At 40.9% G+C, this 11,018-nt stretch carries 10 protein-coding genes and 1 pseudogene; 3 read left to right on the top strand and 8 right to left on the bottom strand.

What is annotated here, in order from left to right:
• Nucleotides 1-83: 83 nt before the first annotated feature.
• Together SNR28_RS14790 and SNR28_RS14785 are read right to left on the bottom strand one after the other, a co-directional pair.
• Entirely contained in the window at nucleotides 84-464 is a 381-nt protein-coding gene (locus tag SNR28_RS14790) for a hypothetical protein (RefSeq protein WP_375753422.1), read from the bottom strand.
• 654 nt (nucleotides 465-1,118) lie between these two features.
• On the bottom strand, nucleotides 1,119-1,442 hold the full coding sequence (locus tag SNR28_RS14785; protein ID WP_375753421.1) for a helix-turn-helix domain-containing protein: 324 nt from the start codon (nucleotides 1,440-1,442) through the stop codon (nucleotides 1,119-1,121).
• A 202-nt stretch (nucleotides 1,443-1,644) separates the two neighbouring features.
• Between SNR28_RS14785 and SNR28_RS14780 the strand changes: the two genes are divergently transcribed.
• The 3 genes and pseudogenes from SNR28_RS14780 to SNR28_RS14770 form a co-directional block, all read left to right on the top strand.
• Nucleotides 1,645-2,091 carry a phage tail tape measure protein gene (locus SNR28_RS14780; protein WP_375753420.1) on the top strand — a complete coding sequence of 149 codons (447 nt, stop codon included), beginning with the start codon at nucleotides 1,645-1,647 and terminating at the stop codon, nucleotides 2,089-2,091.
• A complete protein-coding gene (locus tag SNR28_RS14775; RefSeq protein WP_375753419.1) occupies nucleotides 2,085-3,470 on the top strand; it encodes a DEAD/DEAH box helicase in 1,386 nt (461 codons plus the stop codon). The genes SNR28_RS14780 and SNR28_RS14775 overlap by 7 nt, the downstream gene beginning before the upstream one ends.
• A gap of 654 nt (nucleotides 3,471-4,124) precedes the next feature.
• Nucleotides 4,125-4,250 (top strand): annotated as a pseudogene (locus SNR28_RS14770) (IS3 family transposase); the annotation flags it as partial.
• Here SNR28_RS14770 and SNR28_RS14765 read toward each other — a convergent pair.
• From SNR28_RS14765 to SNR28_RS14740, 6 genes are all read right to left on the bottom strand, one after another.
• On the bottom strand, nucleotides 4,247-4,798 hold the full coding sequence (locus SNR28_RS14765) for a hypothetical protein (protein ID WP_375753418.1): 552 nt from the start codon (nucleotides 4,796-4,798) through the stop codon (nucleotides 4,247-4,249). The pseudogene SNR28_RS14770 and the gene SNR28_RS14765 overlap by 4 nt on opposite strands.
• A gap of 1 nt (nucleotide 4,799) precedes the next feature.
• Nucleotides 4,800-5,210 (bottom strand): hypothetical protein, encoded by a 411-nt coding sequence (locus tag SNR28_RS14760; RefSeq protein WP_375753416.1) that lies wholly within the window; start codon nucleotides 5,208-5,210, stop codon nucleotides 4,800-4,802.
• Nucleotides 5,207-7,435, bottom strand: coding sequence for a hypothetical protein (locus SNR28_RS14755; protein ID WP_375753415.1), 2,229 nt, complete (start codon nucleotides 7,433-7,435; stop codon nucleotides 5,207-5,209). The genes SNR28_RS14760 and SNR28_RS14755 overlap by 4 nt, the downstream gene beginning before the upstream one ends.
• Nucleotides 7,425-9,122, bottom strand: coding sequence for a hypothetical protein (locus SNR28_RS14750; protein ID WP_375753414.1), 1,698 nt, complete (start codon nucleotides 9,120-9,122; stop codon nucleotides 7,425-7,427). The genes SNR28_RS14755 and SNR28_RS14750 overlap by 11 nt, the downstream gene beginning before the upstream one ends.
• A 2-nt stretch (nucleotides 9,123-9,124) precedes the next feature.
• Nucleotides 9,125-10,417 (bottom strand): site-specific integrase, encoded by a 1,293-nt coding sequence (locus SNR28_RS14745; RefSeq protein ID WP_375753413.1) that lies wholly within the window; start codon nucleotides 10,415-10,417, stop codon nucleotides 9,125-9,127.
• Between the two features lie 137 nt (nucleotides 10,418-10,554).
• Complete coding sequence (locus SNR28_RS14740; protein WP_375753411.1) at nucleotides 10,555-10,953, bottom strand: hypothetical protein; 399 nt, start codon at nucleotides 10,951-10,953, stop codon at nucleotides 10,555-10,557.
• Nucleotides 10,954-11,018 lie beyond the last annotated feature (65 nt).

Below are 11,018 nucleotides of genomic sequence, written 5' to 3'. Positions count from 1 at the left end.
AAACCAATAGTTTGCAAATAGAACAAGTCACACGGAAAAACCGCGTGAAACGAAAATGATGACCTTAGGTCATCCGATGGAATTTAAGCGATGGGTGGGCGAAACAGAGCGCTGGCGATAGAGCTGGCTCGATTTATGGACTCTTTTGAGATAAGAATGAGAACCGAGGTTTGTGACAACTCGTAAACCGGAGTTGTAATGACAGAATAGTTACCAACACAACTGCTGTAACAACATTGATGTTCGGAGGTCATGCTGTCTCCATCACAACACTCTTGCTGTTCGCTCGATACATTGTCAAGAGACGAAGCGCAATGCGAGTCACCTTCACTCGTCGACATACTCATTTGAGTGTCAGCGAGCATTTGCAAAGGCATAAGAGGGGCACTACTTACTACGCTAGAGAGCATGATAGCCGCTAACGTCAGTACTGTTACCCAAATTGTGTGCATTTTTTGTCGCATCACAAACTCTTAAATTCTGAAAACACGGTAAATATCTATTAAGGCAGATATTATGTCAAGAAGATATTGCTACCAATAATTTGCTTTGACGCCTGCTTATTCAAATACTTTACTTGGTAATACAACTGTGAAAAAACTCATCTTCAAGATTAGAGTTGCGGTATTTTCTTAGATAAATTCACTTAAGGTCTTGATTTTTTTATTATTTAACAATGAGAAACATAGGAGTGGTTATGCGGTATATCAGTCGAAGATACAAAGCAAAACTATCTAAGCTCTATAAAACGGCACAAGCTAATGATATACCGTTAAATTATTTATTAGAACTCAAGCGCAGGTGCGCGGTGGTAAACGCATTTAAACGAAAAGAGAACAAAAGAAGCTCCAATGTTTGTTGTATGTGTGCTCAATCCGTCCAGTAGCTTAAGCTTAATAAAGTATGGAAAGCCGGTTATGCTATACATCGATTGAAAAACTCGCTGGCTCACGAAGGGGCATTAACAAGGTAGGCGAACCTGTACGATTATGTTGCATAGTAATTTGGTATCCGACAGGTAGAGACCAGACTAATTCATCTTATTTCAATCCACAATACTCGAAGATATCATTGATTCAATTGGGACAAACTCAAACCGCCAATGTATTATAGCCTCGCTATTGCTGTTCTTTCGGCAAAAGGCCATCGAGATACTCTAGCAGAGTATCGCGCTGCTCATCTGACAACTTCGAAATAGCAACGACCAACTTGGCTGAAGTATCATCCTCACAAAAAAAGTAGCTCAGAGGCACCCCTAGTTCCTTTGCTATCAGCTTAAGAGTCTGCACATCTGGTGTATGCTTGCCTTTTTCATATTGATTCATTCGCGGGCTCGCAGAGCTTTCATCCATGCCTATGCGTATCCCAAGCTCTTTTTGGGAGATGTTTGCTTTTTTTCGTGCTTCTTTAAGCCGCAATGGGATTGGGTTATTGGACGACACTTATCTTTCATAATCATTAGCCTCTACATAACTAAGATTTTCTTAGTTTTACCTATTTCTGTATACTAAGCAATCCTTAGTTTTTTTGTAACGAGTTAAAATGGCGATGAGTGGTAAGTCATACCTTAATAATAAAATTTACATCTTATTGATAGATAAGAATTTAGATGGTTTAACCATACCTGGATTTAGAAACGAGCTAATGAAATCCTCAAGAGATTTTACTAGCGCAAGTGACGCGAGAAAGTTCATTTACAGGCACATGCTGAAGCTAAAAACACTCGGTTTGGTTATCACTAAAGGTAAAGGTAGAAAAACGACCTACCACAAAACCGAGTTATTTCATGCTACTGAATTTTCTTCCAACATCCGAACGACCACTGCAGATGTGATAGCGGTTACCGATACCTCCGAGAAAAATAAATTAAATGACCTTATGCAAGAAAAGTTACGTTTTGAAGCTGAACTGAAGATAGCATTGACAGAAGTCGATGAGTATCGACATCTTGCCAAACGACTACCAGACATTAAAACAGAGCTGCTCGCTAAGTCGGAGGAGTCACAAGAACAATCTGTTATATATTTGGCTAAAGTCAATGCTCTAAACCACGCCATCAGCCTAATACAACGCTTGGAGTCGTCATGCTAAGGAACTGGCAAGCTGAAAGCGTGTCCCTCGCTGTTGAAAACTTTTTAGCCGGAAAGCGTCACTTCCAGGTTCAGGCTACACCTGGGGCGGGCAAAACAGTAATGGCGGCTGAGGTCGCCAAAAAGCTTCTCCAAGCTGATGAAATCGATTTAGTTCTTTGTTTTTCCCCTTCTCTTACTATTGCTCAAGGTATACAAGGAACATTTTCGTGGAAGTTAGACTGCTCTTTTAATGGTGGGCTCGGTGCACTGGGGGCATCTTTCACCTATCAATCGATCAAATATCTACCAAATAGTTTCTGGGATACGATAAAAAAGTATCGCGTTCTGGTTGTCTTTGATGAAATACACCATTGCTCGGGCGATGAAGTGCACAATGCGAATGTCTGGGGTGAACAGATATTGACTCGCATACAGGGCATAGCCAAGTTTACATTAGGCTTATCCGGCACTCCCTGGCGCTCTGATTTCATGCCGATCACCCTGGCAGAATACTCTGGGCCAGACGGGTACATCCAGTGTGATTATCAATATAGCCTTAAGCAGGCAATCGAAGACCGAGTTTGCCGAGCTCCGAAAATTGCGTTAGTCGATAACGAGCACCTTTCCATTTCAGAGGGTGGAAAATCTAAAAGCTTTTCTTCAATCCTTGAGCTTCTTAAGCAGACGTCGACATCTTATCAAAGCATCCTGTACAACAAAGAAGCTATGCTTTACCTGCTGGGGCTGGGGTGCCAGAAACTTGAAAGCATAAGAACTGAGAACCCCAATGCGGGAGGTGTTGTGGTTGCAGCATCTGTTAGCCATGCTATTGAGATACAAACCCTTTTATCTGAAGTTTTTCACCAAACTACACAAATAGTGACTTATCATCACGACAATCCTTTGGGAACCATTGAACAATTTCGAGTTGGACAAACCCAATGGATCATTAGTGTCGGTATGATTAGTGAAGGGACTGATATCCCACGTCTACAAGTCTGTTGCCATCTCAGTTCTATAAAGACGGAGCTCTATTTCCGACAAGTCTTGGGTAGAGTGCTACGGGTTAACGATGCTCAGAATCAGGAAGCATGGTTGTATACCTTTGCAGAAGAAAACTTGGTTTCATTTGCTGAAGAGATAGAAAAAGACATACCGGACTCATGCCTATTTATTAAAGCCGGAGAACGGAGCTCGTCATTAGCACCCGAGCCTTTAGGGAACCAGAACAAGTCAATGAACAAGCCAGATAGACAAACGGAAAGTAAACCCAGAGTGCTTTGGCAAGGGATATCACCATCAGACAGACAAGGCATAGCTCCTAACCTGCCACCCAGCTTAAATGAACTGAATTTAGGGCAGTTCAAGGAAAGGGTTATTGCAGCATTTGTAACCTGAGCTGAATCCTGTGCAACAGAACGAAAGACCAGACTGTAGCTAACTTGCTGTCACCGGATAGCGAGTTAGATGACAAAACGTTCTCCTTTCACTTTTGTTCTCCTTCCGCTTTGACACTACACCTCTGTCGGATAGGCGACACCTGTTGCCAGGTGCCGCCCTCCTAAGAACCTATAAGGAATCCACTATTTTACAAAGACAAATTTACTATAAATTAAGATGCGTACGTATATTCGATCTTTTTAAAGGAAGCTATCCTATGATCTTTGGTGTATCCGCACCTACTGTCCTCAACAGTACGATAGCCTTTAAGGCTTCGGTTCTTAACAGGTTCCCAGTTGGTTGGTCTTACCTTTTAGATTTTTAATCTTCGTAGAATATTTTTAGCTGTTAAGCCGTCAGAAATTCAGGTTGATACTTCGCGCTATGTTTTAATAGAGCCCAGGCTGTTCGTACGGTTTTGTTGGCGAGCGCAATACAGGTCTTTTTATAGCCAACTCTCTGTAAAGTAGCCAGTATCCATTCATCTTTTCTGGTCTTAGGTTTAGTAACACCATTTCAAAATTATTCCCCACAAGAACAGAATCAAACAACGGGATTTTAATAGACATTACTAAGGGAGTGCTGTATTAGTTCTCGGGGTCAGGTCAAAATGCCCGCTCGGGTATCTTCGAATATATCGAGATGTTCTACAAAGTAAAAAGCAGGCATGGTTCCAATAATCGGCTATCGCCTGTAGAGTATGAAAAACAATATGATAGAGAGATAAATAGCGTCTAGTGAGACGGTCTCGATTCAAATTTCACAGGATTTTTATCCTCAGACTTTGCTTTGCTGTCACCATCAATAGGTGGCAATATTGCTTGTTCAGGTTTGCGAAGTTCATTTTCAAAGCGGTTGAACATGCGCGCAAGCTCTGGATCCTCTGGACGCTTACCTGTAATCGCTTTTTTGCCAATCCCAAAGTGTTCGATAATTTTCTTACGGATAAGTTTAGACCCGTTAACCCAACTATGTGCTTTAGAGTATGATCCGCCTTCACCCTTGAAGTTTTCAACCATGCAATGAAAGCGAGATATATTTGTGTCTTTAGAGATCACTTCTCGTTGACGCAAAAGCTTTGCAAACTCATCATAGTCTTTCGTGGGTTCGTCTAGGTAACATAGCAGCTCAAAAGTATCAGGAGCTACACCAATCACATTGGCAATAGCTGTACGTTTAAGCTTTCTACGCTTAAGCCAGTCATCGACAATAGCGCATCGTCCGTTTCGACCTGCAACAGAGTCTTTCCACGCATTAAACTCTTCTATGATTGCAGCGACTTCCATATTAATCATTCCTTGGCCTAACAAGGTCGTTAATGTTGTAATTAGGGATTTCTTGTGCATTGGCGAGCATATCCTTAATCATCGCTAACTGCTTTTCGATGCACTCATTTTTTACTTCTATCTCAGCCTCTAGCCTTTCTATCCTTTTTTGTAATTCAACTTCACTCTTAGATGCGCTGCTAGTTAGATTGAGTGGTGCACCTCGAAGGACGTTCTTTCTGTTCTTATACTCTTTTTTAATACCGTCATAAGAACTGAGCGCTTGTCGTGATATTTCTATTCCTAAATCGGTATTAATGGATGCAATTAATTTTTCCCAAGTAAGCTTGTGGTTCCAACTTCTAATGAGTACTTTGATCTTATTTATTTGGTTGTGCTCAAGGGCTTTGTTTTTGTATTTTGTAGAGGTCATAGGTCAGTTACCTCCACTCCAAAAGATGATAGTAAATTAGTCAATTCAACAGCGTTCTCGCTTTTAGTTGATTCGGGCTGAGTGCTTTCCAGAATACCGTCTAACGCAGCTTTAGAGTTCGGAAGGCTCACCTTCATATGAGTTACGGTGCGCGATTGCAAATCGGTTAAAGTAAAAACGTTCTTATTACTTACAAACTTAATTGCCACGCCGATTTTTAAGTCTTCACGCTCCATTAGTGCTATAAGTTGCTCAAGGTAACTAGTTCTTTTGTGGTGGTTTAGGAACCAACTTTGTAGCCGAACATCAATTCGTAAGTGACTATTTCCTTTGACGCTGTTTAGTCGCGTTTTCTGCACTAACAAGTCATGCTTTAGTAGTGAGATTGCCTCAGAGTCATGTGCAAAGTGGCAGCTCGATGAACAAAGGGCGCAGTGTGTTTCAAAGTCGTTAAGATAGATACACGGGCTAGTCGATAGCTCCTGCGTACAAGCACCTGTAGGCATAATCGTAGCCGCTTTACCAGTGACTCGTTTATATTCTTCATGGCCCATGACGCGGATTTGGTTTTTCATTTCTTCATCTGATAACTCATCGCTAAACAGGCGGTGAACCTTAGTGACTTTTTCTTCGTCTGTTTCATGGTCATAAACAGCATTTTGATTAGCATTTCTTCGGCCTGAAACCAATGCAATCACCACATCAGAGAGGTCAGATTTTTGCATCATCGTATTGCCCCAATGCCTAAGTTGGTAAGGTGTTAAACGGATATCGTCGGCAAAGCCATGTTGTTTGAATATATTAAAGTGTCTGGAAGAGCTAAGGCGCGACCTTACATACTTAGGCATATTTGCTGTTTCAATCGCATAGAAGCTTTTGGCTAAGTCGTAATAGCCTTTTTTGTAAGTTAGTTGCGCTCCAGTCCCAATAAATAGAGCATCACTCAATCGGACACGGTTATCGCCTTCAAGGCGATAAGGAAATGTAGGCACATTTTTCTTAATGTGTTTTATCCATAACTCTTGGAATTCAGCTACGGTCATGAGCTTTTTGAAATTCTTGTTATCACCATTCACGCCAATTAAGTGGCTATTGACCCCGAAGCTAAGCCGAGTATTTAAAGTTAAATTTTTAATAGCTATTCGTGTTTTTGGCTTATTCTCATGTACATTTTCTGGGTGTATAGTGACCATTTTATCTTGGCTATAAAAGCCTAAGAGGTCTCCCAAAACGAACATGTTGTTAATCGGTTTATTCAGGTTATACTGCCCAACCTTCAAAGGTTTGTAGTTACCCAATAACTTTTTAAGGGGTGCATTAGGGTTCTCGTAAAAGCGACATAAGATACGAGCTGGTTCACCGGCTTCATTCCAAAAGTTTAGAACTTCACATACTGGCTCGGCGGCTGCTTGGAAGAAATGCTTTCTGTTAGCCTTAAATCCTTTCGAGCCTAGCCAGTCTATCCAATAGACTTTACGCTTCTCACCCTCTTTCTTGACTGTCTTAGACTGTAGTTCACATTTAGGTAATACGAATTGTTCCATTGCTGCTCTTTGTGGAGAACTTAAGCCTAAGACGCAACTCGAAACGACTAGTGCTTGAGATAGGTCTGGTAGATATGTAGCTTTTGGTGCTTCACTTGGGATTACCTCATTTTTGATTGCGCAAAATGCATATAGCGCTCTCTCATCGGGCATCTTGCTTGCTGCTTTTTCTTTGATATAGTCGGGAGAATCTCGACCTGCTGTAGTGCAATTTTTTCCTTTCAATGACGAAGGAACGATGTTGTGTGATGATAACCAAGTGAGGAGTTTGGGTATTAGGGCAACCCATCTCTTTCCTTTATTATTCTCTATTACTTGATTCAGCGATTGCTGTGAAAGAGCGAACAAATCTACTTTACCTAAAAATTGCCTTATTGCCGTTGCAGAATGGTAAATATTACTATTGCTTGTATTGCGAAGTTCTAAAATCCAGCACATTATCAACTGCCTATATTCATCTGGAAAAGCAAGATTTTGGGCACGTTCTTTTGTTGAGTATTGGCCAGGCTCCAACATGCGATGAAGGGGGGTACACATTGAACTTCCATCAGATTTCAATACCTTCCACCAGTCGTCGTTCCAGCTCGCTGCTTGACCATTTTTATTAGTGATGTTGACTAAAGGTATTCGCTTTCTATCTTCAATAAGCTTTAAGGCTGCGTTTCGATATCTATTCAACATTACTCTCTACCTTTTTTATTTTATGCTCATTGCAAAGAATGATTGCTATCTCTACCCATCTGATTTGATAGCGCAACTTTGACAACGTGTGCTCAGGGGTTCCTTGTTTTTTTCGGCTCTCGTACAGGCGGTTTGCGTCGGCTAGGATGTTCTCATGGTCACCATCAACAAGTGGTCTAAAATTATCACAGCCATAGCACGCTAACGGACGCTTTATTTCATCGCAGGAATTGCATGTTTCCAGGCTTTTGCTTTGCCCCGCTTCGTTATGGTATCCATCACAAATTGTGAAGCGCGGATCTTTCTTCAGGTCGGGCACTGTTGAGGAAAACATTTTTATTAGTTGGTTATTTCCAATAAACTTTATATCTATATTGGCGCGTTGCTCATCGCTTAGATCGACGTAATCCTTTGCAGACCTTGTGGTATTTCCTAGCATATCTGCAATTACGACTAGGGGATGTCCTTGTATTGCCGCTCGTGTTCCAACCGTATGCCTAACTCGGTTATTGCTGACGTTGATGGTAGGTAAGCGGTCACTGTTGATTCCTAGCTTCATATATCCGCGCCTTATGGCCTGGTACATATCCTTACCGCCTTGATGGAAGCCTTCTCCGTTAGGTGTGATGGAGGAAAATAACTCTGCTTTATTTTCAAACGTTGCTATGAATAGTCTTCTGGAAAAAAATACAGGAGAGCGTGACATAAGCTTATCTAACTCTTCTTCACTAACCTCTATTTTTAAAATATTGAGGCGATTCGCTAGATAACTCCGATAGATTTGATAGTACCTGAGAACCTCAAGAGAGTTAGATGCAGTTAGTCGTCTAGGATACTTTTCCACATGTTTGCGATAAGCAGCCCCTGTTTTGGCTTTCCATATTCGTACTTGCAGTTCATTCTCATCAGAAAACTTCAGAGCATTTATATTATCGTCTACAACACCATCTTCGTTTATAAATTCTGCTCCGACAGGTTGAATATCGTTCCACTTCAACTGTTGTAGGTTAGCGCCTCTACGCACCAATGCGTAATTAAGTCTAGCCGCCATCGTTTTATGCAAATGGGCTAATGGGTGTGCTTGGGTGTACTCTCTTGATTTCCATTTATCAAACAGATCTTCGGCATGACTCAACTCCATTTCAACCCGTTTTTTCAATAACACTTCTAATGACTGTTGCTCAAACTCACTAAGTGCTCCAGTTTCAATGCAATATGGGTTAAAGCTTTTCTTGATATTCTTATTTTGTTCATACCACCAATCATTGACAGTCGCATAGTATTCTTCATTTGTTTCAGCGAGTTGATTCAGAATGGTTTTAAAAGATTTTTTTGTGAAATCTGTAAGCAAAGGGTATACACCTTTTAGCGTATGCCCACTTAAATCCTTAACCTCAAGAATAAGTAGAGATTTAATCGCTCTTAAGTAATTGTCCATACTTCTTGCTGCGCTTTCGCTAGCTAATCTTGCAAGAGCAAATATCAACTCTTTTTGCTCCTCACTAGTCAGTTGACTATCAAAAATACACGAGATATCTGCTGTTGTGCCTTTAGGTCCCGCAGCGTTAAGCGTCCATATAGGATCAAAGCAATTAAATGGAAAATTATCTTTAGAAAGATAATGAGCTTCTTCGCCATACTCACTCTTCCATTTGGCTAATGTTTCCTGTTCGAAGTTAGCTGCCATATTTAGTTTCTTTCATTACCGTTGCGGTTCATCTGTTCCTGTCTTTCAATACTTAGTGCGATAGATTTTTGATATATTTTGTAACGGTTGTACACTTCAACCATTTTTGACTCTCTAGACCAACCCATTAAGTACTTTCTCATTTTATCTAGCTCTTCGCCTGTTAATTTATTTTCAGTGGCTATATCATCTAGCACCTCATTAAACTTATGCCGCAGTAAGTGGCAATGAATTTTAAATCCAATTGCTAGGGACAGTGTCTCAAAAATCTTGTCTATTGATGAAAGCGACAGCGGTTGACCTGCTGTGCCTTTCGTATTGTTTTCACTGACAAAAACAAACGAATGGTCTTTGGATGCTGTATAGCTTCCACGTTCTTCATCAATGTATTTCTTTACTTTACGCAATAAGTCCCTTGGAACATGAGAAAGGTGGCTCTGTGTTTTAGTAGATGGGATGTATTTGCGTGTATCTGTTGGATCATCTGAGCGACGTACGATTTCAATTTCGTTTCCTTCCCCATAAAATCTTATATCTTCGATCTTTAGACCAGCATGGTCTCCACGGCGATTACCTGTCTCGATGTATAACTGAACAATAAGATAGTTCCTAAACCTTGACTTCTTAAACGGATTATCTGGGGATTCTGGTTTGATAATATCTAACAATCGGAGAAAAGCATGCGTTGGAATTGCTGACTCTCCTTCGCTGACGCATTCTTGATTGTAGTCTTTCAAATCTCTAGTCAATCCTTTTAAATGGGTCTTTGTGAAGTTATACCTTTGCTGTGCATCTGCTGGAACAATCTTGTCTGCGTGCATATAGGTGAAGAGAAATTCAATGAATTCAATTAAGCGGTCTATCTTTTTACGAGCAGTAGAATTTTTAACTGTTGACTCAGCAACAAACCCTGAGTGCATTGCGTTCTCGATTGTTTTGTCGCTATGAGGTGTTATAGAAATGATATTGCTATATTTTGTTGTCGTCTTGAATAGACAAGCAGAGCGGTAACGATTCAGCTCTGCTAAGCTGAAAAACTGCCCTGAAGCAACGCGCTTTTCAATAACAATTCCATGCTTGGCAAAGTGATCTAGTGCAAATTTAAGTTGACGGACGTAAGCCAACTTTGTGTTAAATGCACTCCCAGACAAGCCTATAGAAATATAGGTGCTGACCCAAGGACTTACGGGGATGTGATTAGGTGTGCAAATTTCAACGAAAGGTCTATTACCATTTCGTGCGTCCTTTCCGATATAGACGAAAGTCTCACTTTGCTCTGTCTGCGGCTTCGCCATGCAACTGCCTTTACAATTTTCTTTTCAAAAATAATAAAAAGAATAGCACTCGAAGAAATTATGTCCATGCAAAAAGCAGAAAAAAATCAATAAAAATGGCGACTTAACGTCAAAACAAATGGGTTTACAAAAAATATTCAGAATACTCCAGAACACCATTCAAGCCACTCATTGCCTACATGATGTTCCAGCGAACAAGCCCCCATTGAGGTTATTTGAGTGAGTTTCCTGCCTGGAATACCAGTATCTAACCCTCTCGCCAACTTCAGCTCTGCGGACTCCTCCGGTAAAGCAATCAAACTATGCATATCTCTTGTCGCTGGCAAATGTTGTGAGATTTCTTCGACCAGATTGCAAGTGTTTGCCTTGTAATGAGCAATATCTTCAAAGGAAAGTGTATCCAGCCACTCTGTCAGCTGAGGGTTAGAAATGTGCCATGGCATATCAGAACCTGCACTGAGCTTAAAAGGCTCGATTCGCCAATATTCCTGATGGTTTAATAACAGAGTGTTGAGTGTTGAGAATCTGGATTGCATGCCTTCCCCTTAGTTTGAGGCTCATTCTAAGGAGAAGGTTTATATAAAGGAAGTATTTAATCTGA

Origin of the sequence: Vibrio iocasae (assembly GCF_042245395.1) — a bacterium.
Classification (GTDB): domain Bacteria; phylum Pseudomonadota; class Gammaproteobacteria; order Enterobacterales; family Vibrionaceae; genus Vibrio; species Vibrio iocasae.
The sequence above is the reverse complement of the archived record's forward strand: the minus strand, read 5'-3'. Positions and strand labels throughout refer to the sequence as shown.

What these genes read in the sequence shown, in the direction of transcription:
- SNR28_RS14790 (WP_375753422.1), bottom strand. Translation starts at nt 464, where the DNA reads ATGCGACAAAAAATGCACACAATTTGGGTAACAGTACTGACGTTAGCG.
- SNR28_RS14780 (WP_375753420.1), top strand. Translation starts at nt 1,645, where the DNA reads ATGAAATCCTCAAGAGATTTTACTAGCGCAAGTGACGCGAGAAAGTTC.
- SNR28_RS14775 (WP_375753419.1), top strand. Translation starts at nt 2,085, where the DNA reads ATGCTAAGGAACTGGCAAGCTGAAAGCGTGTCCCTCGCTGTTGAAAAC.
- SNR28_RS14765 (WP_375753418.1), bottom strand. Translation starts at nt 4,798, where the DNA reads ATGGAAGTCGCTGCAATCATAGAAGAGTTTAATGCGTGGAAAGACTCT.
- SNR28_RS14760 (WP_375753416.1), bottom strand. Translation starts at nt 5,210, where the DNA reads ATGACCTCTACAAAATACAAAAACAAAGCCCTTGAGCACAACCAAATA.
- SNR28_RS14755 (WP_375753415.1), bottom strand. Translation starts at nt 7,435, where the DNA reads ATGTTGAATAGATATCGAAACGCAGCCTTAAAGCTTATTGAAGATAGA.
- SNR28_RS14750 (WP_375753414.1), bottom strand. Translation starts at nt 9,122, where the DNA reads ATGGCAGCTAACTTCGAACAGGAAACATTAGCCAAATGGAAGAGTGAG.
- SNR28_RS14745 (WP_375753413.1), bottom strand. Translation starts at nt 10,417, where the DNA reads ATGGCGAAGCCGCAGACAGAGCAAAGTGAGACTTTCGTCTATATCGGA.
- SNR28_RS14740 (WP_375753411.1), bottom strand. Translation starts at nt 10,953, where the DNA reads ATGCAATCCAGATTCTCAACACTCAACACTCTGTTATTAAACCATCAG.